25 protein-coding genes are annotated in these 26,384 nt (G+C 49.2%); 14 read left to right on the top strand and 11 right to left on the bottom strand.

Going from position 1 to position 26,384, the window contains the following annotated elements:
* Positions 1-418 precede the first annotated feature (418 nt).
* From Q4491_RS13720 to Q4491_RS13680, 9 genes are all read left to right on the top strand, one after another.
* Positions 419-628, top strand: coding sequence for a cold-shock protein (locus Q4491_RS13720; RefSeq protein ID WP_027252186.1), 210 nt, complete (start codon positions 419-421; stop codon positions 626-628).
* A gap of 382 nt (positions 629-1,010) precedes the next feature.
* Positions 1,011-2,426: a tyrosinase family protein gene (locus Q4491_RS13715; protein ID WP_303458186.1), complete on the top strand. Its 1,416-nt coding sequence runs from the start codon at positions 1,011-1,013 to the stop codon at positions 2,424-2,426.
* Between the two features lie 59 nt (positions 2,427-2,485).
* Positions 2,486-2,800 carry a hypothetical protein gene (locus tag Q4491_RS13710; RefSeq protein WP_303458184.1) on the top strand — a complete coding sequence of 105 codons (315 nt, stop codon included), beginning with the start codon at positions 2,486-2,488 and terminating at the stop codon, positions 2,798-2,800.
* A gap of 275 nt (positions 2,801-3,075) precedes the next feature.
* The gene (gene sbcB, locus Q4491_RS13705; protein WP_192016653.1) at positions 3,076-4,500 is read left to right on the top strand and encodes an exodeoxyribonuclease I; all 1,425 of its coding nucleotides are present in this window, start codon (positions 3,076-3,078) and stop codon (positions 4,498-4,500) included.
* A 286-nt stretch (positions 4,501-4,786) separates the two neighbouring features.
* Positions 4,787-5,329, top strand: a complete 543-nt coding sequence (locus tag Q4491_RS13700) for a hypothetical protein (protein ID WP_303458181.1) — start codon at positions 4,787-4,789, stop codon at positions 5,327-5,329.
* 97 nt (positions 5,330-5,426) lie between these two features.
* Positions 5,427-5,768, top strand: coding sequence for a CidA/LrgA family protein (locus tag Q4491_RS13695; RefSeq protein WP_218385885.1), 342 nt, complete (start codon positions 5,427-5,429; stop codon positions 5,766-5,768).
* On the top strand, positions 5,768-6,445 hold the full coding sequence (locus tag Q4491_RS13690) for a CidB/LrgB family autolysis modulator (protein WP_218385887.1): 678 nt from the start codon (positions 5,768-5,770) through the stop codon (positions 6,443-6,445). Before Q4491_RS13695 ends, Q4491_RS13690 begins: the two co-directional genes overlap by 1 nt.
* A gap of 238 nt (positions 6,446-6,683) precedes the next feature.
* On the top strand, positions 6,684-7,571 hold the full coding sequence (gene cdd, locus Q4491_RS13685) for a cytidine deaminase (RefSeq protein WP_303458178.1): 888 nt from the start codon (positions 6,684-6,686) through the stop codon (positions 7,569-7,571).
* A 127-nt stretch (positions 7,572-7,698) separates the two neighbouring features.
* Positions 7,699-8,607: a DMT family transporter gene (locus Q4491_RS13680; protein WP_192016657.1), complete on the top strand. Its 909-nt coding sequence runs from the start codon at positions 7,699-7,701 to the stop codon at positions 8,605-8,607.
* A 221-nt stretch (positions 8,608-8,828) separates the two neighbouring features.
* Here the strand turns inward: Q4491_RS13680 and Q4491_RS13675 are convergent, their stop codons facing one another.
* The 5 genes from Q4491_RS13675 to Q4491_RS13655 all read right to left on the bottom strand — a co-directional run bounded on the left by Q4491_RS13675 (position 8,829) and on the right by Q4491_RS13655 (position 13,967).
* A complete protein-coding gene (locus tag Q4491_RS13675; RefSeq protein WP_192016658.1) occupies positions 8,829-9,230 on the bottom strand; it encodes a hypothetical protein in 402 nt (133 codons plus the stop codon).
* Between the two features lie 176 nt (positions 9,231-9,406).
* Entirely contained in the window at positions 9,407-12,094 is a 2,688-nt protein-coding gene (gene acnA, locus Q4491_RS13670) for an aconitate hydratase AcnA (RefSeq protein ID WP_303458176.1), read from the bottom strand.
* A 116-nt stretch (positions 12,095-12,210) separates the two neighbouring features.
* Entirely contained in the window at positions 12,211-12,858 is a 648-nt protein-coding gene (locus Q4491_RS13665; protein ID WP_218385893.1) for a thiopurine S-methyltransferase, read from the bottom strand.
* Between the two features lie 222 nt (positions 12,859-13,080).
* Positions 13,081-13,374: a hypothetical protein gene (locus Q4491_RS13660; protein WP_027252174.1), complete on the bottom strand. Its 294-nt coding sequence runs from the start codon at positions 13,372-13,374 to the stop codon at positions 13,081-13,083.
* A 206-nt stretch (positions 13,375-13,580) separates the two neighbouring features.
* Positions 13,581-13,967 (bottom strand): spore gernimation protein, encoded by a 387-nt coding sequence (locus Q4491_RS13655; protein ID WP_303458174.1) that lies wholly within the window; start codon positions 13,965-13,967, stop codon positions 13,581-13,583.
* A gap of 335 nt (positions 13,968-14,302) precedes the next feature.
* Here Q4491_RS13655 and Q4491_RS13650 point away from each other — a divergent pair, with 335 nt between their 5' ends.
* Positions 14,303-14,773 (top strand): SulA-like leucine-rich domain-containing protein, encoded by a 471-nt coding sequence (locus Q4491_RS13650; RefSeq protein WP_192016662.1) that lies wholly within the window; start codon positions 14,303-14,305, stop codon positions 14,771-14,773.
* Positions 14,774-14,908: 135 nt separating this feature from the next.
* Here the strand turns inward: Q4491_RS13650 and Q4491_RS13645 are convergent, their stop codons facing one another.
* The 4 genes from Q4491_RS13645 to phnW form a co-directional block, all read right to left on the bottom strand.
* A complete protein-coding gene (locus tag Q4491_RS13645) occupies positions 14,909-15,313 on the bottom strand; it encodes a hypothetical protein (RefSeq protein WP_192016663.1) in 405 nt (134 codons plus the stop codon).
* A gap of 657 nt (positions 15,314-15,970) precedes the next feature.
* The gene (phnX, locus tag Q4491_RS13640; protein ID WP_303458171.1) at positions 15,971-16,783 is read right to left on the bottom strand and encodes a phosphonoacetaldehyde hydrolase; all 813 of its coding nucleotides are present in this window, start codon (positions 16,781-16,783) and stop codon (positions 15,971-15,973) included.
* A gap of 53 nt (positions 16,784-16,836) precedes the next feature.
* Complete coding sequence (locus tag Q4491_RS13635) at positions 16,837-18,219, bottom strand: aspartate aminotransferase family protein (protein WP_303458169.1); 1,383 nt, start codon at positions 18,217-18,219, stop codon at positions 16,837-16,839.
* The gene (gene phnW / locus Q4491_RS13630) at positions 18,216-19,352 is read right to left on the bottom strand and encodes a 2-aminoethylphosphonate--pyruvate transaminase (RefSeq protein WP_303458167.1); all 1,137 of its coding nucleotides are present in this window, start codon (positions 19,350-19,352) and stop codon (positions 18,216-18,218) included. Before phnW ends, Q4491_RS13635 begins: the two co-directional genes overlap by 4 nt.
* Positions 19,353-19,618: 266 nt before the next feature.
* Between phnW and Q4491_RS13625 the strand changes: the two genes are divergently transcribed.
* The 4 genes from Q4491_RS13625 to phnR all read left to right on the top strand — a co-directional run bounded on the left by Q4491_RS13625 (position 19,619) and on the right by phnR (position 24,380).
* Entirely contained in the window at positions 19,619-20,632 is a 1,014-nt protein-coding gene (locus Q4491_RS13625) for a putative 2-aminoethylphosphonate ABC transporter substrate-binding protein (protein ID WP_192016666.1), read from the top strand.
* Between the two features lie 159 nt (positions 20,633-20,791).
* Positions 20,792-21,868, top strand: a complete 1,077-nt coding sequence (locus tag Q4491_RS13620) for a putative 2-aminoethylphosphonate ABC transporter ATP-binding protein (protein WP_218385896.1) — start codon at positions 20,792-20,794, stop codon at positions 21,866-21,868.
* Positions 21,869-21,935: 67 nt separating this feature from the next.
* A complete protein-coding gene (locus tag Q4491_RS13615) occupies positions 21,936-23,612 on the top strand; it encodes a putative 2-aminoethylphosphonate ABC transporter permease subunit (protein ID WP_368393521.1) in 1,677 nt (558 codons plus the stop codon).
* Between the two features lie 69 nt (positions 23,613-23,681).
* Entirely contained in the window at positions 23,682-24,380 is a 699-nt protein-coding gene (gene phnR, locus Q4491_RS13610; protein ID WP_303458163.1) for a phosphonate utilization transcriptional regulator PhnR, read from the top strand.
* A gap of 113 nt (positions 24,381-24,493) precedes the next feature.
* Here phnR and Q4491_RS13605 read toward each other — a convergent pair whose 3' ends face one another.
* Together Q4491_RS13605 and Q4491_RS13600 are read right to left on the bottom strand one after the other, a co-directional pair.
* A complete protein-coding gene (locus Q4491_RS13605; protein WP_192016796.1) occupies positions 24,494-25,258 on the bottom strand; it encodes an amino acid ABC transporter ATP-binding protein in 765 nt (254 codons plus the stop codon).
* 26 nt (positions 25,259-25,284) lie between these two features.
* Entirely contained in the window at positions 25,285-26,376 is a 1,092-nt protein-coding gene (locus Q4491_RS13600; protein ID WP_237795197.1) for an amino acid ABC transporter permease, read from the bottom strand.
* Between the last annotated feature and the right edge of the window lie 8 nt (positions 26,377-26,384).

The following is a 26,384-nucleotide window of genomic DNA, read 5'->3' as shown; positions in this document are numbered from 1 at the left end:
GCTTTATGATTATGTTCGAGGATAGACTCACTGAATACATGTAACCAAGGCAGTTACACAGAATTATTTACAGGGTCTTTTTTGTCGCTGAAATCCGACCAGTTCCTCTTTCTCCTTTCAGGTAAAACCCTGAATCCATTTCACAATTCCTCACATTTGCAGTTATCTTCACAATTTTTCAGGATTTTTTGGGTATGACTCACTATTTGCTTGCCGTCTGCTTTGCATTATGGCCTAATAACTCTGCCTATAATGCAACGCTATTTATGCAACAAAGTGAAAAGTATACTTCGATACACCCGCTTCACCTAAGCGCCGTTGTCCTGAAGAGCTACATCCTTGTCCATAAGTAATCCATTATGTTGGCATGAAGCACGCCCAAGGGCGTATTTATTCCTATATTTTCAGGAGACATCCTATGTCTAAAGCAACTGGTACTGTTAAGTGGTTTAACGACGAGAAAGGCTTCGGTTTCATCACTCAAGACAACGGCGGTGCAGACGTATTCGTACACTTCCGTGCTATCACTGGTGAAGGCTTCAAATCTCTGGCTGAAGGTCAGAAAGTGAAGTTCGATATCGAGCAAGGCCAAAAAGGTCCTCAAGCTGCTAACGTTGAGCGCGCATAAGCCCTCTTCAAGCACATGAACACGAAAAAGAGCGCCTGAGGGCGCTCTTTTTATTTCCTCTGAATCATCCTCTGCCCCCAAAAAACGCTTCCCGATGTTTTCACCTCAATGAAAAGCTTTGCTCTTCACCATTGAAGAAAAACTCACAGCGTCTGACCAAATTGCCTCCCACTCAGTTAACCCCCACATCAGATGCATAACCTGTCTCCTTAGCTCATACATCTTGGTTCACACTTTTCAACTTTAACCGCCATAAGCATTCAAGTGCACTATAGTGAACACAACTATGTATAAAAAAGCAGGCAATGGTTCCCCGGGTTCAGCCGTCTCCTTATTGCCTTCCGCTTTTTAAATGACAGATGTAAAGAATGAGGATCGATAAATGACAACCATTGCTAAACTCAATTACCGCAGAAAAATGGCAGGCTTACCCCTGATCCGTTTTAACCTGTTACGTCTGAATCCTGAAGACATGAACGATTTACGAGACGCCTATGCCGCAATGTATGAAATTTCAGACATTGCAGTTGGCGATCGCCGTGGCTATTTTTCGCTGGCCCGTGGTCACGGTTATGATCAGGATCTTTGCCACGATGATAACCGGGTATTTCTTACCTGGCACCGCTCATATATCTACTCATTCGAAAAGGCCCTGAATACGGCCTTACAGTGGAAACGTAAAGATAAAGAACTTGAACTCACATTACCCTATTGGGACTGGACACAGTTCAGTCAATCGACTCATGCGGCAAACGGCCTGCCAAAAGTACTCAATGACAGTCAGTATAAGAATGCAGAAGGCGTCCAGCTGGATAATCCCCTCAACCGTGCAAAAAGCCTGTATCGCATCACATCGCAAGGCCTGGAAGGTGATAAACAATACACACAACGCTTCCCCAGCGCTTTTAAAAGCATCATCAGTCAGCTGAAAAACGATATTGACCGTTATATGGACAACCCCAACTTTATGCGCTTCCAGGAAGATTTCGATTTTGGTGCGCATGGTGCTGTGCATGTGTATGTCGGTGGTGCAGGTAACTCCCCCTTACCACAAGGATCCGGTGACATGAGCTCAGTCATTTCTGCGGCCTATGATCCCCTTTTCTGGCTTCACCATTCCATGGTCGACAAAGTCTGGTTTGATTGGCAAACACTGCACCCTGATGCAAATATTCCGACATTCGTTCAACAAAAAGTTGTCTATGACGGACGCATCGGGCGTGATCTGATTGACGCAGAGAATTCGCTAAAATACATCTATTCTGACAATTCAGTGGAATCCGCCATCGCAGCCACAGGTACCACCAACACCCTGCCAGCCAAATCACTCTCAGCAGCAGCAAGCCTGGCTAAAGAGCTATCAATGGGACTGGTAGAAGGCGGCTTTGTCCGAGCGCAACTTGATTTCCTTCGTTTACATCCACCCAAAGAGAGTTATGAGATTCGCGCTTACATCAATAATCCCGCCTGCAATGCTTCAACCGGTTATGACGATGAAAGCTACTCTGGGCGCCTCGTCCTGTTTGGTCATGGTACTTGTCACGGAGCATCAGGGCATTGTAATCCGACAATGGCCGTGCGTGACGATTACGATATTCGTACGAAGCATCCATTGCGCTACGAACACACACGTTATTCGATTGATCTCACTCGCGGATTGCGGCGCTTTATTGGTCGGAAGAAATCCGTCGATGATGTGAAAATCTACCTGCTTGTTATTGATGCGAAAGGCAAAGCCGTTCCACCTGAAACCCTCAAATATGATGGTTGTTCCCTTCGCACTTTTGCGAAGAAATAGCGATTGCCCTGTGGTATGTGCATCTTGCAGCCACAGGGTTTAACTATAATCAAATTGCCATGAAAATTACCGTTCCCTCTACCGCCGCAAGAAACGGCATTCTCCGTGTCTGGCTTCAACGGATCCCGGTCGACAGCCAGATCATTTATGCCTTTCGAACCAGCCCGAATGCCGCTGATGCGCACCCTATCAGCCAGGCTCATATCTACGGCCGCGGCGAAGGCTCATCCGCCTCTGAGAAAGTCATGCTGCAATTTCCGGTTAATCCCGCAGACCTACCCTTTCTAGCCGGTGAAGTGCTTATCCTTAAGAAGCGCAGTTCATCGACTGGCGCCTATGAAGACGTTCAATTCGATGTCATTGAGGTTACATAGACATCATTAAATTGTGACGGCGTCACTAAAACACAGTCATACAACCAGGGCTGTATCACGCATGTAATGACTTTTCCAGACTCCGGCAGTCCAATGTCCATTCGGAGCAATGAGTCCTTATGCCTAACCGCTGCCGGTATGCGCTTGTTGGTCATCTTAAAATAATACGTTCTTTCATAGATACTGCATGTCATCCACGCCAAAATCCCCCGCAGCCAGTGCAATTCTTTGGTAGAATGACCTCAGAAAACACGTTTATGCCAGTAAAGGTAAGAATGAGTAATAACGATAACCAACCAACCTTGTTTTGGCTGGACTATGAGACATTCGGGGCAAATCCTTCGGTTGATCGGCCTTGCCAGTTTGCCGGGGTGAGAACCGACATGGATTTCAATGTGATTGGTGAGCCATTGGTGATTTACTGCCAGCCGCCCAGCGATTACCTGCCTTCACCCGAAGCCTGCCTGATCACAGGGATTACACCGCAAGAAGCGATGGAGAAGGGCTTACCGGAACATGAATTTATTGCGCGCATTCATGCGGAGCTCTCTAAACCCAATACCTGCGTCATCGGCTATAACAATGTGCGCTTCGATGACGAGGTCACTCGGTATACTCTGTACCGTAATTTTTACGATCCCTATGCCTGGAGCTGGCAAAGCGGCAATTCGCGTTGGGATATGCTTGATATCATGCGTACTTGCTATGCGTTACGCCCAGATGGTCTGAACTGGCCAACAAACGAAGACGGATTCCCGAGCTTTAAGCTTGAGCATTTATCTGTTGAAAACGGAATCGAACACAGCAACGCGCACGACGCAATGGCCGATGTGTACGCCACAATTGAGCTGGCCAGGAAAGTCAAAGCCAGCCAACCCAAACTCTTTAACTACCTGTTTAACTTACGTCATAAACGTAAACTACAGGAACTGATCGACATCGCTGAGATGACGCCCTTGGTGCATGTTTCAGGTATGTTTGGTTCTGAGTGCGGGAATACCAGCTGGATCGTCCCCATGGCCTGGCATCCGGATAACAAGAATGCGGTCATTTGTGTCAATCTGGCAATGGATCCTGCCCCGCTGTTCGATCTGGATGCTGACAGTTTGCGCGAGCGGCTGTACACCAAACGTGCTGATCTCAACCCCGGCGAGCTACCTGTTCCGCTCAAGCTGGTTCATATTAATAAGTGCCCTGTGCTGGCACCGGCAAAAACACTGACGGCCGAAGATGCTGAGCGACTAGGGATCGATCGGACTCAATGTCTGGCCAACCTGAGCGCACTGAAAGATAAGCCTCAGATCCGTGAAAAACTGCTGGCCGTGTTTGGTCAGGACAGAGAATTTGAGCCAAACGATGATGTTGATACACAACTGTATAACGGCTTTTTTTCTGCTGCGGACAAATCGGCGATGGATATCATTCGTGAGTCCGCGCCTGAGGAACTGGGCAAACTCGAACTGAATGTGGATGACAAACGCATCAAGCCATTGCTGCTTCGCTACCGCGCCCGTAATTTCCCGTTAACGCTAAGCCATCAGGAACAGCAGCAGTGGAAGTATCATTGTCAGGATTACTTCGAAACCAAACTGCCGGCTTACATGCAAAATCTCGAATCTATCGCGATGGAGCACCAAAGCGATGAGAGAAAAATGAAAATCCTGAAGGCCGTGTACGATTACGTAGGCAAGCTGGTGTAATTACACAGCCAGGATGCCAGAAAGACAAATCGTTACAGAGCGCTGATCTTACTCAGTAATTTCGCAACCCTGACCTGCAGAGCAGTCAGGGTTTCTTTTTTCAGACACTTTTCCTGCCCTGGTAGTTTGAACTTCAACGCAAGGCCAATAACAATTAATAAGTACCCGCTTTGTGCCATGCGTCATGGAGGCGCTTGGCAACATAAGCCACCATCAAGCCAATGATGTTTTACTGCCAGATGCCATAGGGACAGCATGCCGACAGTAAATTGGAAAAGTGACTATTATGGCAACTGAGTCTCTCACCCGGTGTTATCGATTTGCCAGGGTGGATTTTGAACCCGATCTGCGGCTGCTCGTCTGGCCTGATAAATCAGAGACAGCCCTGACGCTGCATGAGTCACGCCTGCTTGAAGCTCTGTGCTACTTTGCCGGAGAGGTGATAAGCCATAAATCATTGTCTGATAAAACATTTCTTCCTCAGGATTCCATGTCGCACATACAAAAAATCGACCTGGCTTCGATATTCAACTCGCTTCGCCGCAAGCTGACTGTTAACGGTGTAATGGCTATTCCTATCGAAGTGCTCCCCCATTTTGGCTTTCGTGTCCCTCTGCCGAAAGAGACCTGTCGCCATATCCATCGCTTCAGACAACCCGAGACGCTGCCGTCCAAGCCGTCGCCACAGCCAGCAATCACAACGGTTAAAACCAGACGACCGCATAGCTCGGCAACAGAGCACATAGTAAAACACAGCCTGATGCATAAACTGTCTGTGTTGCTGCTTGCTGCCGCCGGCATTGCAATCGTCATCGTTTCAAACCTGTGAACAAGCAGTCCAGGATAAATACAGCCGCAAAGAAATGTGGTGTAGATCTCATCTATTTTGTATCATTGCGACACCATTTATCATCATCCTGACGTCTATGAGCTACCTGCGTTCATTTGCAATCATCGCCATTTTTCTGATGGTCGGTAAAGGATTTCAGTCTCTTACTCAGATCCCCATCCCCGGCAGCATTCTCGGCATGTTATTTCTCTTCACAGCTCTGTCTACGGGCCTGTTGCCGCCCAACTGGGCTAAACCCGGCTGTCATCTGTTTATTCGCCATATGGCTATTTTGTTTGTGCCTGTGGGTGTCGGGCTGGTCAATTATCTGGATCTGCTCAGAGCCAATGCGTTGCCTGTTCTGGTAAGCACCATAGGCAGCAGTTTGGTGGTTCTGTTATTTGTTGGCTGGTATGTACAGCGCAAGGAGTCTGACTGATGTGGTTAGCCGTAACGCTGATTGTTTTTATTCTTGCCCGTAAATTATCCAAGCGCTTCCAGCACCCCATTCTTAATCCGTTACTTCTCTGTCTGGTGGTGATCATTCCGCTGCTTTTGGTGCTTAATGTGCCTTATGACGTCTATTTCGATGATAATAAATGGATTCATTTCCTTCTGGAGCCCGCTGTTGTTGCCCTTGCTTTCCCTCTTTATGAGCAATTGCCGCAAATCCGCAGCCGCTGGAAAGTCATAGTCACAGCCACCCTGTTTGGCAGCATACTCTCAATGATTACCGGGACAGCGATTGCTCTTGCTCTTGGCGCTGATTTACAGCTTACTGCAAGCATTCTGCCTAAATCCGTGACCACCCCCATCGCTATGGCGGTTGCTGAACAAATTGGTGGTGTGCCGTCGCTGGCCGCTGTCATGGTTCTGATCGCCGGCATCTTTGGTGCTGTATTAGGTTATCCGTTGTTTAAACTCATCAACATCACCCATCCCATGGCCAAAGGATTAAGCATGGGGACTGTGGCACACGCGTTAGGCACGGCTAAAGCGGCTGAGGAAAATTACAAAGATGGCGCGTTCAGCTCACTGGCCTTAGTACTTTGTGGCGTCATTACCGCCATACTCGCCCCGATAATCTATCCGTTGCTGTTGTCTGTCTTTCACTGACAACCTATCCACCTGCCACTTCTTAAGCGGTTTAGCTGTGCAACGCCCTTGCAACACCCACACAGCCAGGCCGCTTTACTGAGTATTGAATTACAGACACTTACCGCATCAATCATGTGAAACCACTCACTAATTTGCAAATAGAGTGAAATAAACAACCCTTAATGGTGATCCTTGTCACTATATTTATTCGTTTACGCACTACAATGCGTAAGTGAATACATTAAGGAGAATCAGTATGCGCACCGAAGTAATGGACGCTTTAGAGCACCTGCCACACACATTGTCACAGGCGCTTAAGCCTATCATTACCGCTCCGGGTTTTGATGCCACACTGAGCAAAGAAGAATTTGAACAGTTAATGAAAGACAGTCAACTGACGGATGCAGAACTGCGTATTCAGTTACTGAAAGTGGCTGCGGCCTACTCGATTGCTTCTCTCTCAAACTTCCATGTTGGTGCCATTGCCCGCGGAAACTCAGGTCGTCTGTATTTCGGTGCGAACATGGAATTCAGCGCCACCTCTATGTCACAAACGGTTCACGCAGAGCAATCTGCAATCAGCCATGCCTGGTTGAAAGGCGAAACGGGCATTACCGACATTACCGTCAACTACTCCCCCTGCGGGCATTGCCGGCAGTTCATGAATGAACTGACGACGGCACAAAGCATCGTGGTACAGTTGCCAGAGCGTTCACCCAAAGCACTGCAGGAATATCTGCCAGAGTCCTTTGGCCCGTCTGATCTGGGTATCACCGAGCTCTTATTATCAGACAGCTCACATGAGCTGAAGCTCGAAACCGATGATGTGCTGCTGCAAGCAGCCTGTAAGGCGGCAGATAAATCACATGCGCCATACAGTAAAAACTATGCGGGAGTTGCACTGAAGGCGAAAGATGGCCGGCTATTCTCAGGCATGTATGCCGAGAACGCAGCATTTAACCCGAGCCTGCCACCACTCCAGGTGGCACTGATTAACATGAATATGGCGAGCTATTCGCTGTCAGATATTGTTGAAGCCGCTTTGGTTGAACAGAAAGACTCAGCGATCAGCTTGCTGGCTGATACACAAAATACGCTGGAAACCTTCAATCCTGATATGCCACTTTCTTACGCCGCTATCTGATAACAAATTAAGAATTCCTTGCCGCCGACAAAGTTCCCTGTTTTGTCGGCTTTTTTTATCAATTAACAATTTCTTCTATGCACTCATCAGAGTATGATTCCAGATTATTTTTTCTGAAAGACACCTTATGACTCATCGACACAACCCTATTCAGGGCGCTTGCTGGATGCTGACAGCCGGAATGGCGTTTGCCGTGGTTAACAGCATGGCACAATACCTGAGTGTGACCTTCCATTTGCCATCTACCACTGTCGGTTTGATTCAATACTTTATTGCTCTCCTGGTCATGCTTCCCTGGCTGCACAATATCGGTCTTCGTCAGGCTCTGAAAACTCAACACTTTGGTATGCACTGCTTCCGCGTGTTTCTGTCTGTTATCGGTATTCAGTTATGGCTGTGGGCCCTGGCGTACCCTGTACCTATCTGGCAAGGCATTGCGCTACTGATGACATCGCCTTTGTTCGCCACCGTAGGCTCGGGTTTGCTGCTGAAAGAAAAGGTCGGCTTTGTACGCTGGATGGCAACACTGGCCGGCTTTGCAGGTGCGATGATCATTCTTGAGCCGTGGGCCGACAATTTCAACCTAGCCTCATTGCTGCCCATTGGCGCGGCTTTCTTCTGGGCGAGCTATTCTCTGATGGTGAAGAAGATGTCGCACCACGACTCCCCGACGACTATGGTTGTCTACCTGCTGGTGCTGATCACGCCATTTAACCTTTTTCTTGCTGCACCTGATTTCACCCTGCCTGTTGGCCAGCACACCTGGGTTCTTCTGATAGGTGCCGGATTATTTACCGCACTGGCTAACTGGGCCATAGCTAAAGCCTATGCCATTGCTGACGCTTCTTTCGTACAGCCTTTCGATCATGCCAAACTGCCATTGAACGTGCTTGCCGGGTTTATCGTCTTCGGATGGGTACCACCTGGACGGCTTTGGCTGGGGGCTGCCATTATTATCGCCTCAGTCGCTTTCATTACGCAGTGGGAACGAAGAAAACCGATGTTACAGGCGGCTACTATCAATGAAGCAGCTTAACTAAAAGATACCCAAACGACTTGAAGTTGCAGGTAAGCGGCAAGTAAGTGAAGCCCCATGGGCATAGATAACTATGTAATTGGGGAATGGGAACGCAGCCAACACCAGTGCGGCATCAAGCAGGACGGGGGCAACAGACACAAAAAAGCTGGCAATTAGCCAGCTTTTTCGATTCATTGTGCTTTTTTGGGATTCATTCAGCTATTTACATTCATTCTGAATCAGAAACGCACTCTTACACCCATAGCCGCTTCCAGTTCGACATCAACATCTTCCACCATATACAGCGTCGGTCCAACTTCACCATACAGCTCAAACTGATTAACAGGCACTTCCAGGCCAATACCGGAACGGATACCCAATTTGTCATAATGGTTATCAACATACTGTGCGCCGACAAAGGTATACCCCATGTTAAGCTGCGGATTTCTGGTCAACGTACCCAGGTTGAAGGTTTTATCGACCGCAAAACCAAATTCGTCTAACCCCAGCGAAAAACGCAGGTCATTGTGTTTGTACTGCACACCACTCATTGGCGAACCAAGAAAAATACCTGCCGATTGCGACGCCAAAGCCGACGTAGACAAACCGCACAACAAAATACCAATCAACGACTTCTTCATGTTACTGTCCGTTTTCCCTGAATTGCGCTCTAACGACCTTAGATTATACTGATAGAGCTCTCTTTAAGCTTGTCACTCTACTGTAACTGCAATATCGCGGCAATACGAACCTACAACCATACAAATGACAATTATTTGACATACCAAGTGTCAAATAATTACAGAAAAACGCATTGTCATTCGGTAGAAATCATTGTTCTCAAAACATAATGCAAAATACCTCCAGCCTTGAGATACGCCATTTCCGTTCGGGTATCAACCCGGGCTTTTACGCCATATTGTGACTCTTGTCCCTGTTCGTTGGTGATTTCCAGTGTCAGCGTTGCCCCCGGCGACAAGCTATCAATGCCTTTCAGCTGTATTTTTTCCTTGCCGGTTAACGACAATGAAGCCAGTAAACCTTCAGGAAGCTCAACAGGAATCACCCCCATACCCACCAGATTTGAACGGTGAATTCGCTCAAAACTTTCAGCCAGTACCGCTTTTACACCCAGTAAGTTGGTCCCTTTTGCAGCCCAGTCCCTGCTGGATCCGGTGCCGTATTCTTTCCCGGCAAAAATCACCAGAGGTATGCTCTGATCCTGATACTTCATCGCAGCATCATAAATTGATACCTCTTCCCCTGTCGGCTGGTAAATGGTGTACCCGCCTTCTTTCCCCTTGAGCATCAGGTTCTTAATACGAATGTTGGCAAAGGTGCCGCGCATCATGACTTCATGATTGCCGCGCCGTGAACCGTAGGAATTAAAATCTGCCGGTTCAATACCCTGCTCCTGCAAATAGTGCCCTGCCGGGCTGTCTGGCTTTATGTTACCCGCCGGTGAGATATGGTCGGTCGTTATTGAGTCACCAAATAATGCCAGAATGGCTGCATTTTCAATATCTTTCAGTGGTTTTAGCGGCTGTGTTATCTCGTCAAAATAGGGCGGAAGGCGAACGTAAGTAGAATCTGGCCGCCACTGGTACGTATTGCCTTTATTGATGGTGATCTGCTGCCAGATATCGTCACCGGTAAAAATGTCCGCATATTCCTGCTCAAACAGGCTGTTCTTCACTTCCTTCATCGCCTGCGTGATGTCTTCCTGGGAAGGCCAGACATCTTTCAGATACACAGGCTGACCATTGCTGTCCTGACCCAGCGGCTCTTTGGTCAGGTCAATGCTTGTCGTACCGGCCAATGCAAAGGCAACCACCAGAGGCGGAGACGCCAGCCAGTTAGCTTTCACCAGCGGATGCACGCGACCTTCAAAGTTTCGGTTGCCCGACAGCACCGAGGAAACAGTAAGGTTGGCGTCATTGATGGCTTTTTCGATTGGGGCAAGTAGCGGTCCGGAATTTCCGATACATGTCGTACAGCCATACCCCACTAAATTGAATCCAAGCTTGTTCAGATAGTCTTGCAGACCCGATGCCTCAAAATACCGGGTCACCACTTTCGAGCCTGGCGCAAGGGAGCTTTTAACCCAGGGCTTAGTCTGCAGACCTTTTTCCACCGCATTTTTAGCCAGTAAACCCGCGGCTAACATGACGCTGGGGTTAGAGGTATTGGTGCAAGATGTGATGGCGGCAATCACGACATCACCGTGAGTCAGTGAGAAGCTCTTGCCTTTGGTATCCTCGCCAGAATCGCCTAAATCGACTTGGATTTGCTGTTCTGGTTGCAGGCCGCTCAATGCCAGCAAGTCTTCCGTCGCGGTTTTGATATCAGGCAACGGGACTCTGTCCTGCGGGCGCTTGGGGCCAGCCAGGCTCGGGACAACCTGATCCAGTGCCAATGCCAGGGTATCTGTATAAAGTGGCTCAGGCTGGCTGGAATCCCGCCACATGGCGTTGGCTTTGGCATAGGCTTCAACGCGGGCAATCAGAGACTCACTGCGCCCCGAAAGGCGCATATAGCGCAGTGTTTCCTGATCAATCGGAAAGAATCCGCAGGTAGCACCGTATTCTGGTGCCATATTGGCAATTGTCGCCCGATCAGCCAAAGGCAATGCATCTAAACCAGGGCCGTAGAATTCCACGAATTTACCGACTACCCCTTTTTTTCGCAGCATCTCAGTGACAGTTAATACAAGGTCTGTTGCCGTCACACCCGGATGCAATTTACCGCTGAGATGAAAACCAATCACTTCCGGGATTAACATAGAGATTGGCTGACCAAGCATAGCGGCTTCAGCCTCAATGCCGCCAACCCCCCAGCCAAGTACACCCAAGGCATTGATCATAGTGGTATGTGAGTCGGTTCCGACCAGGGTGTCCGGATACAAAACGCCACTGTCCTGCCACACCGATTGTCCAAGGTATTCAAGATTAACCTGGTGGCATATTCCTGTTCCCGGCGGGACGACACGAAAATTGGTAAAAGCTTGCTGGCCCCAGCGCAAAAACTGATAGCGTTCAATGTTACGCTGCATTTCAAGTTCAACGTTTCGGGCAAAAGCCTGCTCAGAAGCGTAAACATCCACCATCACAGAATGATCAATCACCAGATCAACGGCCGACTGAGGATTGATGCTGTCGGGGTTTTTACCGGCCCGGGTCATGGCATCCCGCATTGCAGCCAGGTCCACCACAGCCGGCACACCGGTAAAATCTTGCATCAGCACCCGGGCTGGACGGTATTGAATCTCTTTGTCTGAACGGCGGGTTTGAAGCCAGTCAATCACGGATTGGATATCGGACTCAGTGACAGTGTCACCATCTTCAAACCTGAGCAGGTTCTCCAGTAACACTTTCAGCGAAAAAGGTAAGCGGTCAACCTCTCCCAAATGACGCAGTGCGGTCAGGTCAAAATAATCAAAGCGCTGACCGCCTGTATCCAAGGTTTTTTTACTGTGAAAACTGTCCTTTGAGATTTGTGCCTTCATGACTCACCTCCGTCTTGGTCATTTTGACTATAGACGGGATCAAGCTAATGATAAAAATAGACAATAATCAGAACAGACAAGTGTGACTGACCACACAGTCACACTGCAAACTTTATTCAGGCTGGGGTTTGGATGAACCAGACTTCTTCGGCAAAACGGCTTAAACCCTGCTGACGACGCGGGTGTGATTCATCGGCGTCCTGACGCCCGATATGAGTCACTGCGCAGCCCGCGAAAAGTGAATGCACTTCTTCTGCACTGACGCTGAACGGCGGCCCGGCCATTTCATCCTGGCTGTAATCCAGCGTCACCAGCATGATCTTTCCGCCAGGCTTCACCAAAGATAACAGGCGCTGCACATAGCTTTGCCGCATACTCTCCGGCATCGCAATCAACGCAGCACGGTCGTACACAGCGTCTACGGGCTGAACCGGCGCAGTAAAATAATCACCGCAATAAATACGGACCTCATCAAACTCATACAGAGTATGCCCGTTACCTAATGATGTCACAGTCGGTAAGTACAAATGCTCGGCAAAATAAGCACGGACAGCGATTTCACTTAACTCAACACCCGTTACCTGATGGTGCTTTTCTGCCAGCCAGGTCAAATCCAGAGATTTACCACACATAGGCACAAGCACAGTATCTTCGCGTTGCAGCCCTAATTTCGGCCAGTAATAAGGTAATACCGGGTTAGTGTCGTTTAAATGAAATCCGATTCGGTTCTCTGCCCAGCGGCTATGCCAAAATTCTGCATCCATCAACTGCTCTCTCTGTACTGACTGACTTCAGGGCGGTATCAGACCACATTTCTGTATTGAGATCCAGCCAGCCCTGCCAGCGCTTTAGCAACTGCAGAAACGAAAAAAGGATGCCAGAGCATCCTTTTTCTTACCTTCGACAAAACAAAGGCCTGCGGTCAATTCTCAATTTCTTTATGCGAGCTTAGTGACAAGGTAACGCACCGGTATCAAGCACCAGCATCAACCTATGCGGAATAACTTGATTGAATCACGACGCACGGTAACCCCACGGAAGGTCACAGGTTCCAGTAACGTCATCAGTTGCTTAGACACAAAAAACTTACCGCCGTAACTACGATCGCCACCACGATTTACCCAATCTGCAAATTCATCTGCCAGGTTGAACATTGAGTTTCCTACAAGTAAAACCAGGACTTTCGCAACTTCGCTGTCGTTGTGTTTATTGAATTCTGCGTCACGAACCTTCTTGCGGTATTCTTCGACAATTCTCTCAAGGCAATCAAATCTGCTCATATACACCACCACATAAAAAAGAGGTGCGGATACTACTGATGAATAGTGTTTAAATCAAGCCATCAGAGCATGATTTTGGCTATTGCTAACACAAATCAATGCTATCTGAGCACGTTAACGAAATTTCAGTTAATAGAAGCGAGTAAACACCTAAGTTTCTATAACCATTGCTTTACTTTTATGTGATTTCATTTACCAGCCAATGATTATCGATAGTAATCCACCACTTGCACAGAAACAGGTATATTTTGAGGTGCTATCTCAATTGTGAACTGATGCTGTCCCACCATTTTTAGCGTCCCGCCAGACTCTCCTGTCACACTCACTCCTTCAATTTTCGTAAAAGGTTGCTCAGTGCCATAAAACATATTCACCGACAGAGTCACTTTCTGGTTGCTTTCGAGCCCGAAGCTGCATATTCCTGACGAACAGTACACATCCAGCGATTGTTCTTGTTGTTCAATGCGGTCAACACCTTTTACCGGTGTCGCTGATACAGACAGCGCTTCACTACAACCCATCAAAAACAGCCAGCCCAGCATCAGCACTATCAAGCATTTTGCCCAGCCACTCAGGCAGATTCTTTTTCCCATAGTTCACTCCATCGACATTTTCTGATCTGTGTAGTGGAAAGAGTACTGTATAAGACACTGCCCATACATACTGTATAAATACACAGCCAATGATGTTCACATCACAAATCTGTTTAACATTCACCTGAATACAGACAATTAAATATCAACATAAAAACACGCAAAATCAATAACTTATACTTTTGTTTCTAGTATCAGATAAAGCCAGACGCCTCCGATTATTGTGAATCAGACTCAAAAAACACTTGCATCCCTTTACGTTCAAAACTACTGTATAGGTATACAGCATGTATAAATACACAATAACATCGACTCTAGCAGAGGATGGAACTCTCATGACAGCACAATTAGACAGCATCCAATCAGTGACCGCTTCTCAGGTGTACAAATCCACTTTTCTGTCTCATTCTTCTTCCCTGAGTTCCAGCCAGGTTCAGTATCCTATCGAAGTCAGTTTCTGCGATCATGAACAAGCCCAGCTCGCCTATCTGCTCAGACTGCTAAAACAGGCCAGTGAGCAAAACCGCTGGATTATGTTTATCGGGGCAGATGCACTGCTGGATCGCCAACTGCTCAGCAATGCCGGAGTCGATATCAGTAAAGTGCTGGTGTTAAAAGAGAAGAACAAACAATCCACTCAGGCGCTGATGGCTAAAGCGTTACACATGGGAAATTGTAGTGCGGTAATTGCCAGCGGGAATGTGCAAGAGTATTGCAACAAAACCATCCATGATGCTGCTATTCATGGTAACTCGATGGCGTTTATCATCAACCGGACTCAGCGAGCCAATACTCTGCTGCATTGAAAAGCGACGGAAACGATTGCTTTCGACTGAAATGAAAAATGCCAGGAATCGAATACATTCAACTGGCATTTTTCTACGCTTGTTTATCCATTACCTATGGCGTTATTTGGGCGCAGACATGAGCGCAGTCCGGATTCAGGGCACCATTAAACGAATGTGCAATTGTTCGCCATTATTGCCAACTTCCTGAATCTCGCACTCTGCTTTTTCTGTAATCAGATCCAGCTGATCCTGATCCAATGAATATGGCAGGCGGATGTCCAACTCAGAAATCTGCTCCATACGGGCCAGCCGCAACAATCTCACCAGATTATTCACATCGCTGGTATGGGTAGACAATACTTTCAGCGCCTGGTTACGTAAGCGCTCGGTCTTGCTGGCACCAGAACCAGACGATCTGCCCCAGGAAAATTCCAGGGCTGGCAGCACCACTTTAAACGCATCCCACAAGGTTGGTCTGTGATGACACAACACAGACAGAAATGAGGTGTAATCAAACACAATCTCTTTCGCTTGTTGGGCTTCAACTGAAGATTTCATAACTTTCCTTCACAAGAATTCAACAGCATTAATGTGCAAGCTAAAGTAAATTGGACGAATGCTTTATTTAGCGAGACACTATAAAGGCTTCGCCAATCACTTACTTTTTTATCTCTTCATTTTTTTGCGCATGATCGTGTTTTTTCTTGCTTCGCATCAATTAAAAAATATCGGAAAAACATTTAATTAACATCATGTGAACGCATTTCATACAAGTCTTCATGCTTTGTAATTTTTCAGTTTTTGCTAATTCACTGCATTTGTTAACTCAAAAGCAACAAATTAAACACTTTATGTAAACCTTCTGCCAGGTTAATACTCCACTTAATCCATATTGGTTCATGATTCAAATAAAGCAATTACTAAGCCAACACTGGCAATACGTGAACCAGCCTTTTGTCAGAATGTAAAATAATTCAATAAATACAGATACTTAAGATAAAGTTAGGAATAATACACTAATGAGAGACGATAAGAGGAGAGTTGAGATGTGTAATAAAATCGGGCACTTGCACCAATCTGCCTCATATTCAGGCATAAATTCAACAAACGAATTAAGTGCAACGACACGAATAAAGCCAGAGTGTTCTGCTCAGTATTATAAAAATAATGGCAAAATAACCTGGCTTCTTGACTAATTAATGATGAGAAACAGATTTAAGGACGCTCGCCTTCCGCCAATCTGCGATTAATATCAGCAATGACATCAGGCAAGTCAGCAACTGTATCTATTTGATAATGTGCATTACAACCATTAAAGGCTTTCCGTGCTTTTTCTCTCGCAACGGCCAGTTCATGCTCAGATGCGGACAAGTATTCTTGTTCAGTCAATCCAGCTTCATTACCCGACAGTAAAAGTGCGACAGTCCACATACCTGCATTATGACCTTCTTCAATGCCCGGTACTGAGTCATCAATTTTGACGCAAGCGGCCACGTTACTTACACCAAGTGCAATCACATTTTGCAGCGCCATGAACGGACCAGGACGACCGCCCGCGGCAAGATCATCGGTGGCGACCACATAATCCGGCGCGAACCCTTTTTCAGCAGCCGCTGGCAGCAATTCGTTCATCACAATTCTGGGGTAGCCCGAACATGAGCCCAGCTTGATACCCTGCTCACGGAGCCTGGCAACGACCTCTGTGGTACCCGGAATCAAGTCGGCATGCTCTGCAACTTTTGCCACCTGTAACGGCATAAACGTTTGGTAGATAGTGTCAATGTCTTCTCTGGTCATTGCTCGCCCAAACCGGCTTTCCCAGCGGGCGGCAACATCCGGTAATTCACCCACCGCCTTGATATGATCCCACTTCCCTAGCCCCATGGGTACGCGGGCTTCTGCCAGTGAAATATCAAAATTGTATTCTCGTTTGAATGCTTCAACAAAAATGGTGGTTGGCGCGAAGGATCCGAAGTCTACAACCGTTCCCGCCCAGTCAAAAATTACCGCTTCTACTTGTGTATTCATCTTCAGTTTCTCGTTCATTTCTTGGCCCGTCGCTTCAGGCTCTGACTCAATGGTTAATTAACACGCTTACACACAGATTCAATGGCGTCTTCCAGCCAGTCCAAGGCCAGCGCCAGCTCTTCTCTGGCAATAATCAAAGGCGGGCTGAGTTGTAATACATTCCCCTGAGAAACTTTAAAGCTCAACCCGCGCTCCAGACAGTGGTACATCACCTGCTCTGCCGCGTTATAGGCCCGCACTTTTGTTTCCCTGTCTTCAACCAGCTCAATGCCCCACAGCAGACCAATACCGCGAATATCGCCTATGATCGGCAAGCGTGCCTTCATGGCCTCCAGCCTCTCTGCCATGTAGACCGCATCGCGGCGAACCTTCTGCAGTAACTGCTGCTGTTCGATTACCCGGATGGTGGCTAACGCTGCCGCGCAGCCTATCGGGCTCTTCTCGTGGGTATAATGACCCAGCGAAATCTGGGTCGCCGAGTTGTACTTGTCTTTGGTCAGCATAGCTGCCATTGGCACAACACCGCCGCCCAGGCCTTTGCCGATGCAGAGGATATCCGGTTCAATGCCGAATGCCTGATGCGTGAACCAGTGGCCGCTCCGGCCCATACCGTTGGGGATGTCATCGATGATCAGCAGTACATTGTGGCGATCACAAATCTCCCGGACGCGCTGCCAATAGGCTCGGCTGGGCACCTGCACATCGGTATTACGTACTCCTTCTGCGATGAATGCCCCGATCCCGCCCTCTTTTTCAATCACGTATTCCAGATAATCGGCGTAATGCACATCAGAGCCATCGTCACGCGGGAAAGCGCCCCGATAGCGAACGGGCGGCGGGATACGTTCAACCCCGGCCATGAGCGGCCCCATGCCTTCGCGAAAGCAGGCTTCCCCCCCCACAGAGATCGCATCCAGCGATGCGCCATGAAACGCATCCCAGAGTGAAACCACTTTAGGATTGCCTGTGATATAGCGAGCCAGCTTCAGTGCCATGCCCACCACGGATGTGCCTCCCGGCGCGAACAGCACACGGTTCAGCTCACCGCCGGCAATGCGGGTCAGTTCGCGGGCGCAGTCGACGGCTGTCTGGTGCGTGAAGCGCCGGGGGGCGAAAGGCAGTTTGGCTAACTGGGTCTGGATAGCAGCCAATACTTCCGGGTGGCCGTAGCCCAGCTGATGGACATTATTGCCATGAAAATCCATATACCGTTTGCCGGCCACATCGGTCAGATAGATCCCCTCAGCACTTTCCAGGGCATCCAGACAAGGTGTCGACATGGCCTGATGTAAAAAATACTGACTGTCTTCCTCCAGCAGGGTTTGGGTTTGCCTGTCAGAGAGACTCTCTATCCACCGGACACGCGCAGACGATGTATTCGTATCTCCCTCACAAGCCAGCGCACGCTGGCTGAAGTCAGTCTGGCGGGACGTCATGCCTGCTCTCCGGCTGTTTCCGTTTCGCTGGCCCAGAACACAGACGCGTTAATGGCCTCCAGCAGGCGCTGAATGTCACCCGGATGAACATCACCTATGTTGCCAATACGGAAGCAGTCTGCATCAGAGACTTTGCCCGGGTATATCACGAATCCTTTGCTTTTCAGGCAGTCATAGAAGCGCTTAAAGTCATATAGCGATGATTGCGGAGAATGAAAAGACGTAATAATGGGTGAGTGCAGTGCTGTATCGAGCAGGCTTTCAAAACCCAGCCGTGACATACCTGCCACCAGGGTTTGCTGATTGGTGCGGTACCGCTGAAAGCGCGCTTCAATGCCCCCTTCCTGTTCCAGTTCCGTCAGCGCCTGAGCAAACGCCCGCACTGTATGAGTCGGAGATGTAAACCGCCATTTGCCATGGTTGTTTTCCATACACTGCCACTGATCATACAGGTCCAGCGACACTGAACGCGCACGTCCGTGGCATGCTTCCAGTAATGAACGGCGCGCAATCACAAAACCAAATCCTGGAACTCCCTGAATACACTTGTTCGCTGAGCTGATCAGAAAATCGATGCCCAGTTCCCCAATATCCATAGGGATGCCGCCGAAACTCGACATGGCATCCAGGATCATCACTTTGCCGGCCGTTTTTACTGTTTCGCACACCGCTGGCAACGGATTCAGCATGCCTGTGGTTGTTTCACAGTGCACCATAGCCACATGAGTGATGGCGGGATCGGCAGCCAGCAAACGTTCCAGTTCGTTAACGTCAGGCTGGGTCATTTCACCTAAAGACCAGTTCAGGTGCGGGATATTCAGGCAATTGGCAATCTGTGCAATACGGGCACCGTAAGCACCATTGTTGATCACCAGCAACTTACCCTCTGGGGGAATCACAGAGCCTAAAGTGGCTTCCACAGAGGCGGTACCGCTGCCCTGCATAAGCACGCTGGTGTAGCCGTCGTGCGCGGTGGCCAGAGCGACCAGCTGCTGGCGAATGTGCTGAACCACGCCCACATTGTAGTCATCATCCCAGGTGCACCAGTCTTTTAGCATAGCTTCTCGCACAGTCTGTGTTGTCGTCAGCGGGCCAGGAGTAAGCAGTAGATATTGATTGTCGGAGTTTGCCATTTGTTGATCCCTTTGGACTATACCAGATTACGAAATCACTATAGCGATGGTGAACCGATGCTGTAAATGCGCCAGAGCCAGTCTTCATAAAAGTTTAATAATGGCAATGTTCGCCGATTTTCAACACAAATTTGCGCTGAATCACGATCACACAGTCCTCATGAAACTGACATCTGGCAATCATCGAACTGTCATAAATGGCACCTAGCATCTTCCGTGTCGAACCAATCTGGTACATACCACATTTACTTTTTTAGGAAGGACATATGAAAAAGACATGGCTTGTTGCACCACTGACGGCAATGATGGCACTGAGCAGCACCCACGCTTTCGCTTCACAGGAACTGACGGTATACACAGCGTTCGAAACGGACATGCTGGCGAAATTCAAAACCGGATTTGAAAAAGCAAACCCGGACATCAAGATCAAATGGGTACGGGATTCCACCGGCATCATGACGGCCAAGCTGCTGGCCGAAAAAGGTAACCCACGTGCAGATGTTGTATGGGGTCTGGCCGGTTCTTCTATGGCACTGCTGAAAGAAGAAGGTGTACTGAAACCTTATCAGCCAAAAGAACTGAGCAAAATCCACAGCAATCTTATCGACCCGCAAGCCAACCCGGCCTGGTTTGGTAACGATGCTTTCTTTAATGCAGTCTGTTTCAATGAAAAAGTGGCCGAGCAACTGGGACTGAGCAAGCCGGCAACCTGGGATGACCTGCTCAAACCTGAGTACAAAGGCCATATTGCCATGCCAAACCCAGCCTCATCCGGCACAGGTTATATGCAGGTCTCTGCCTGGCTGCAAACCATGGGTGAGCAAAAAGGCTGGGATTATATGACCAGCCTGGATCAGAACATTGCTCATTACACTCACTCAGGTTCCAAGCCTTGCGTTCAGGCCGGTATGGGTGAAGTCGCGATTGGTATTTCGATGGCAATTCGTGGTGCCAAACTGAAATCTCAGGGGGCCCCTATCGACATCATCCTGCCTGAAGGTGGCGTAGGCTGGGAAGCGGAAGCCGTTGGCCTGGTCAACACCCAGTCTGATGCCGCAAAGCGTCTGGTTGACTGGTCTTTATCTAAAGATGCCAACCAGCTGTATAACGAGTTCTACCCGGTTGTCGGTCATAAAGACGTGAACAAACCCGTGAAAAACTACCCGAATGTTCAGCAGGCGATGGTGAAAATGGACTTCTCTAAAATGGCAGTCAGCCGTGAAGATGTGCTGAAAACCTGGTCGGATAAATTCGACGCGAAATCTGAACCGCGCTCTTAACCGAATCCCAATCCTATATCAAGGCAACCGCACGGGTTGCCTTTTTCATTTATCGGGCAGAACCGACTCGGCTGTCTTCTTATCGTCAAGCTTCTGTCATCGAACTGTCATTCATTAGAACTACATTTGGTATATACCAAATAGAGAAATGACTTTGCTATGGAAACTTACCTGAAAATCTCACAAGTCGGTAAACAGTTTGGTCAGTTTACTGCGCTGAACAACATTTCACTGGATATCAACAAAGGCGAATTTATCTGTTTTCTTGGCCCTTCAGGCTGCGGAAAAACCACCTTGCTGCGTGCCATAGCCGGACTGGATCTGGCCAGCTCAGGCACGATTGAACAGGCAGGACGTGACATCACCTATCTGCCGCCTGAGAAACGGGACTTTGGTATTGTTTTTCAGTCTTACGCTCTGTTTCCGAATCTGACTGTCTATGAAAACCTGAGCCTTGGATTGCGCAATCAGGGGAAATCTGTGGCAGAAACAGACAGTATCGTCAGCCAGTGGCTGGAAACCATTGCCCTGCCGACCGCCGGTAATAAATACCCAAGCCAGTTATCCGGCGGACAACAGCAACGGGTAGCACTGGCCCGTGCCTTATCATTATCACCAGGATTGTTACTGCTTGATGAACCGCTTTCGGCCCTTGATGCAAAAGTGCGTTCTCATTTACGCGAAGAGATCCGCCGCTTACAACGCAAGCTGGGTATTACGACCATTATGGTGACGCACGATCAGGAAGAAGCGCTCGCGATGGCCGACCGTATCGTGGTCATGAATCACGGCTGTATCGAACAGGTCGGCACCCCACAGGAAATCTATCAGAACCCGAGTTCCCGTTTTGTCGCTGAATTTGTCGGTCAGATGAATTTCTTACCGGCCTCTGTGGTGAGCGAGCAGCAAATGCGAATCGGTGAAAGCCTGCTGCCGCTTCCGGCCGCTCAATTCCAGCGCGGCGAGCAGGTCGAGTTAGGTCTCAGACCGGAAGATCTGCATTTTCTGCCCGCCGGTGAGAAGAGTGACAGCAGCGTGCTGGTACGGATAGACGAACTGGAATTTCAGGGCACTTTCATGCGTGCCGACTGCCAGCTCCAGGGCGCGCATCAGCTGCCGACGATCAAGGTGGATGTCCCTATCCGGGAGACACGTAACCTTGGCCTGAGCCGCGGCCATTATCTGCAGTTGCACATTGCCGATAAGCATACCCATATCTACCGCCAAAGCCGATAAGCAGGACGTCACCATGACTCAACTGACCCGACCGCTTCCTACGTCAAAATCCGGTCTTTTACAATCCATCACTCGTCTGCGCCATCACTTTAGTCGTGACAACGTCACTCTGGCCGTGCTCTTAGTGATATTTAGCGCACTGATGGCGGCTTTTATCGTCGCGCCACTGCTTGCCATGCTGCAAAAAAGTGTACAGAACGCTGAGGGCGACTTTGTCGGCCTGGCCAATTTTGCCACCTACTTTGCATCACCTGCCCTGTGGCAGTCATTGCAAAATACCGTGGTAATCGGTGTGGTTGTCACTGTCATTGTTGGCCTGCTGGCTTTTGGTTTTGCCTTTGCCTTAACCCGCAGCTGTATGCCATTCAAAGGTGTCTTTACCGTCATCGGTTCTGCCCCCATTCTGGCGCCATCACTGTTACCTGCCATCAGTCTGATCTATCTGTTCGGTAATCAGGGCATCGCCAAAGAGATGCTGTTCGGCCACAGTATTTACGGCCCCATCGGCATTGCGATTGGTCTGGTATTATGGACCTTCCCTCATGCTTTGATGATCATCAGTACATCGCTGAAAACATCCGATGCCAGGCTCTACGAAGCCGCGAAAGCGCTCAATACATCCAGTGTGCGCACTTTCTTTCTGGTTACTTTGCCGGGGGCGAAATACGGCCTGATCAGCGCCTTGATCGTGGTATTTACCCTGGTTGTCTGCGACTTTGGTGTCCCTAAAGTCATTGGCGGTCAATACAATGTGTTGGCAACAGACATTTTCAAACAAGTGGTCGGGCAGCAAAACTTCGCCATGGGTGCAGTAACGTCCGTCATGCTGTTACTGCCCGCTTTGCTGGCCTTTGCCGGCGATCGCTGGGTACAGAAAAAACAGCAGAACCTGTTCGATGCCCGTTCAGTAGCTTATCAGCCAGAGCCAAACCGCCTCCGTGACGGCGCATGTTTGCTGTTCTGCTCGCTGATCTCACTGGCGATTCTGAGTGTCATTGCCATGGCGGTGTACGGCTCTCTGGTCACATTCTGGCCATGGAACACGGCATTGAGTCTGAACAACTATAACTTTACTGAATTCAGTACCTATGGCTGGGCACCGTATTTCAGTTCGCTGAAACTGGCTGGAATGGTCGCACTGGCAGGGACACTGGTGATTTTTACCTGCGCCTACTGCATTGAAAAAGGGCAAAGTTTCGCACCACTGCGTAACCTGCTGCAAATGCTGGCGATTCTGCCGATGGCTGTACCGGGTATGGTATTAGGGCTGGGCTACATCTTTTTCTTCAACCACAGCGACAATCCGCTGTCCTGGATTTACGGCACACTGACCATACTGGTGGTCAATACCATTACTCACTACTACACAGTCGGCCATATGACCGCAGTGACAGCGCTGAAACAGTTGCCGGGCGAAATCGAAGCGATCTCTGCATCGCTCAACATTCCTCAGTTCAAGACGTTCCTGAAAGTCACTATCCCTGTGTGTACCCCAGCCATTTTAGAGATTGCGACCTACCTGTTTGTGAATGCGATGACCACCACATCGGCCATTGTTTTTCTGTATGCCTCAGACACCATGCCTGCATCCGTGTCTGTCCTGAATATGGACGATGCCGGTCAAACCGGTCCTGCCGCCGCGATGGCGGTTATGATCCTGCTGACTGCGGCTGCAGTGAAACTCATGCATCTTGGTGCAAACTGTCTGAGTGATAAATACACCCAAGCCTGGCGTAACCGCTGATGACTCTGTGAAAACAGACTTTATAATAGCTAACCAATTGAACCCTGGTCGGCAACGGGAAGGATTAACGTGCAATATTTAAGAATCATGGAAGCCATCAACGAACAGATTGATGCCGGGCTTCTGGCAGGCGGGCACAAACTGCCTGCTGAACGTAAGCTGGCGGAGTCTTTCAACACCACACGCGTCACTCTGCGTGAGTCGCTGGCCTTGCTCGAAGCCGAAGGTAAGCTGTATCGCGAAGATCGCCGCGGCTGGTTTGTCTCACCGGTACCGCTTTTGTACGATCCGACGTACACCACGGATTTTCCGGCCATGGCCAAAGCACAAGGTCGCGAAGCGCGTTCTGAGCTGCTCTCCGCCAAGCGTGTGCCTGCCAGCCGGCGCGCCGCCTCGCTGCTGAATGTCAAACCACTGACCGAAGTGTACCGCATCGACCGACTGCGATTTCTTGATAATCGTCCGGTCGTGGTGGTCACAAATTTTATCTCACCCTCCCATTTCCCTGATTTGTTCAAGCACAATATTATCGACTCGCTCACGACTACGTACCGTGAGCAATACGGCGTGATTTATTCCAAAACCCGGTTCCGGGTTCGCTCTACATCCCTGATGGCAGAAACCGCCCATCATCTCAGGGCAACATCTGGCACACCCGCCATGTTTGTCGAACGGGTAAACTACGACCAGAGCGGCAACCTGATTGACTGCGATTTAGAATACTGGCGCCACGACGCAATTTTGATTGAGTCGACGGCGACGATTTAACGGGTTATCCGCCAGTGCGCTACGCCCTCTTTAGCTGACAAAAAATGGCGCCTGAAAAGGCGCCATGACAGTCGTTCTTTCCGTCACCTAAAAGCCGCTTCAGGGATGGAAAATCAGTGAATAATCTGCTGCAGGAAGTTTTGCGTGCGGTCAAACTGCGGGTTACTGAAGAACGCCTCCGGGGCATTCTGCTCAATAATTTCACCGGCATCCATGAAGATCACACGATCCGCCACTTCGCGGGCAAAGCCCATTTCATGCGTCACACAGAGCATGGTCATGCCGTCTTCTGCCAGCTCAACCATCACATCCAATACCTCGCGCACCATTTCCGGATCAAGGGCTGACGTCGGCTCATCGAACAGCATGATTTGCGGCTCCATACACAATGAGCGGGCAATCGCCACACGCTGCTGCTGACCACCGGACAGCTGGCCCGGAAACTTATGTGCCTGCTCGGCAATCCGTACCCGCTCCAGGTACTTCATTGCCAGGGCTTCAGCTTCTTGCTGCGACTTTTTCTTCACCCACATCTGCGCCAGCGTACAGTTTTCCAGCACACTCAGATGGGGAAACAAGTTAAAGTGCTGAAAACACATACCGACTTCGCGACGCACCAGCTCGATATTTTTCAGATCGTCCTTCAGCTCTGTCCCGGCGACAACGATGTCGCCGCGCTGGTGTTCTTCCAGATGGTTGATACAGCGAATCATGGTCGACTTACCCGAGCCGGAAGGCCCGCAGATCACAATTTTTTCGCCCTGTTCCACTTCCAGATTAATGTTTTTCAACACATGGAACTCGCCATACCACTTGTTGACATCTTTCAGACGGATGACAGGTTCTTTGTCCGAACTCTGGTTCACTTTTTCAATCATAGACATCCTAACTTCCTTGTAATTGATCAATGCCCGGTATGGAGTTTATTTTCCAGATAAAGGCTATAACGTGACATTCCAAAGCACATCACCCAGAAAATGAAGGCCGCAAATAAATAACTTTCTGTTGAGAAGCCGAGCCAGGCCGGATCACTATTCGCCGACTGAGCGATGCCCAGTACATCAAACATACCGATAATCAGCACCAGGCTGGTATCTTTGAGCAAGGCAATAAAGGTATTGACGATCGACGGAATACTGACTTTCAGCGCCTGGGGCAGAATGACTAAACGCATCATTTTCCAGTAGCCCAAACCCAGCGCTTCCGCCGCTTCGTACTGCCCTTTAGAAATAGACTGTAAACCGCCCCTTATCGCTTCGGCCATGTAGGCCGAGTTAAAGAGCACCACACCAATCAGCGCACGCAGTAATTTGTCAATTTCCGTGCCGCCAGAAAGGAACAAGGGCAGCATGACAGACGCCATGAAAAGGACAGTAATTAATGGCACGCCACGCCAGAACTCGATATACACAGTACTTATGCTGCGGATAACCGGCATGTCTGAGCGTCGCCCGAGCGCCAGCAATACACCAAAAGGCAGAGAAGCGAGTATGCCTGTCAGCGCGATAATCAGAGTGACCATCAGCCCGCCCCACTGGTGCGTCTCGACAGTTTCCAGGCCGAATGTACCGCCGTGTAACAGCATGGCTGACAAAACAGGAAACGGGATCAGGGTGATCAGTAACGCCCATTTTTTATAGGGGATACGATCCACCAGCAACCACAGGATTAACCCTGCTGTGGCTGCAAAAAACACCACAGGTCGCCAGATCTCCGATTCCGGATAAAAACCAAACATGAACTGTTCGAACCGTGCCTGAATAAATACCCAGCACGCGCCTTCCCGGGTACAGGCGTCACGGGTTGAGCCAATAAAATCCGCATCCAGTACGGCCCACTGGAGAACCTGTTCAGCCCAGGTAACAACCAGCCAGAGCAGCCCCAGTGTGACCACTGTATTGACCGGACCGGCAAACAGGTTTTTGCGTAACCAGCCGCCCACACCCGTTAACTTTGCCGGCGGGGTTTCTGAAGGCGTAAAATCAAATGTTTTCATCATGCTAC

This window comes from Photobacterium sp. 2_MG-2023, assembly GCF_030547675.1.
GTDB classification, from domain to species: domain Bacteria; phylum Pseudomonadota; class Gammaproteobacteria; order Enterobacterales; family Vibrionaceae; genus Photobacterium; species Photobacterium arenosum.
The sequence above is the reverse complement of the archived record's forward strand: the minus strand, read 5'-3'. Positions and strand labels throughout refer to the sequence as shown.

Coding starts and splice junctions, on each gene's coding strand:
- Q4491_RS13680 (WP_192016657.1), top strand. CDS start 7,699: ATGACTCATCGACACAACCCTATTCAGGGCGCTTGCTGGATGCTGACA.
- Q4491_RS13715 (WP_303458186.1), top strand. CDS start 1,011: ATGACAACCATTGCTAAACTCAATTACCGCAGAAAAATGGCAGGCTTA.
- Q4491_RS13660 (WP_027252174.1), bottom strand. CDS start 13,374: ATGAGCAGATTTGATTGCCTTGAGAGAATTGTCGAAGAATACCGCAAG.
- Q4491_RS13600 (WP_237795197.1), bottom strand. CDS start 26,376: ATGAAAACATTTGATTTTACGCCTTCAGAAACCCCGCCGGCAAAGTTA.
- Q4491_RS13605 (WP_192016796.1), bottom strand. CDS start 25,258: ATGATTGAAAAAGTGAACCAGAGTTCGGACAAAGAACCTGTCATCCGT.
- Q4491_RS13690 (WP_218385887.1), top strand. CDS start 5,768: ATGTGGTTAGCCGTAACGCTGATTGTTTTTATTCTTGCCCGTAAATTA.
- sbcB (WP_192016653.1), top strand. CDS start 3,076: ATGAGTAATAACGATAACCAACCAACCTTGTTTTGGCTGGACTATGAG.
- Q4491_RS13620 (WP_218385896.1), top strand. CDS start 20,792: ATGGAAACTTACCTGAAAATCTCACAAGTCGGTAAACAGTTTGGTCAG.
- Q4491_RS13675 (WP_192016658.1), bottom strand. CDS start 9,230: ATGAAGAAGTCGTTGATTGGTATTTTGTTGTGCGGTTTGTCTACGTCG.
- Q4491_RS13720 (WP_027252186.1), top strand. CDS start 419: ATGTCTAAAGCAACTGGTACTGTTAAGTGGTTTAACGACGAGAAAGGC.
- Q4491_RS13625 (WP_192016666.1), top strand. CDS start 19,619: ATGAAAAAGACATGGCTTGTTGCACCACTGACGGCAATGATGGCACTG.
- Q4491_RS13710 (WP_303458184.1), top strand. CDS start 2,486: ATGAAAATTACCGTTCCCTCTACCGCCGCAAGAAACGGCATTCTCCGT.
- Q4491_RS13645 (WP_192016663.1), bottom strand. CDS start 15,313: ATGAAATCTTCAGTTGAAGCCCAACAAGCGAAAGAGATTGTGTTTGAT.
- Q4491_RS13650 (WP_192016662.1), top strand. CDS start 14,303: ATGACAGCACAATTAGACAGCATCCAATCAGTGACCGCTTCTCAGGTG.
- Q4491_RS13665 (WP_218385893.1), bottom strand. CDS start 12,858: ATGGATGCAGAATTTTGGCATAGCCGCTGGGCAGAGAACCGAATCGGA.
- Q4491_RS13700 (WP_303458181.1), top strand. CDS start 4,787: ATGGCAACTGAGTCTCTCACCCGGTGTTATCGATTTGCCAGGGTGGAT.
- Q4491_RS13635 (WP_303458169.1), bottom strand. CDS start 18,219: ATGACGTCCCGCCAGACTGACTTCAGCCAGCGTGCGCTGGCTTGTGAG.
- cdd (WP_303458178.1), top strand. CDS start 6,684: ATGCGCACCGAAGTAATGGACGCTTTAGAGCACCTGCCACACACATTG.
- phnX (WP_303458171.1), bottom strand. CDS start 16,783: ATGAATACACAAGTAGAAGCGGTAATTTTTGACTGGGCGGGAACGGTT.
- Q4491_RS13695 (WP_218385885.1), top strand. CDS start 5,427: ATGAGCTACCTGCGTTCATTTGCAATCATCGCCATTTTTCTGATGGTC.
- phnW (WP_303458167.1), bottom strand. CDS start 19,352: ATGGCAAACTCCGACAATCAATATCTACTGCTTACTCCTGGCCCGCTG.
- Q4491_RS13655 (WP_303458174.1), bottom strand. CDS start 13,967: ATGGGAAAAAGAATCTGCCTGAGTGGCTGGGCAAAATGCTTGATAGTG.
- acnA (WP_303458176.1), bottom strand. CDS start 12,094: ATGAAGGCACAAATCTCAAAGGACAGTTTTCACAGTAAAAAAACCTTG.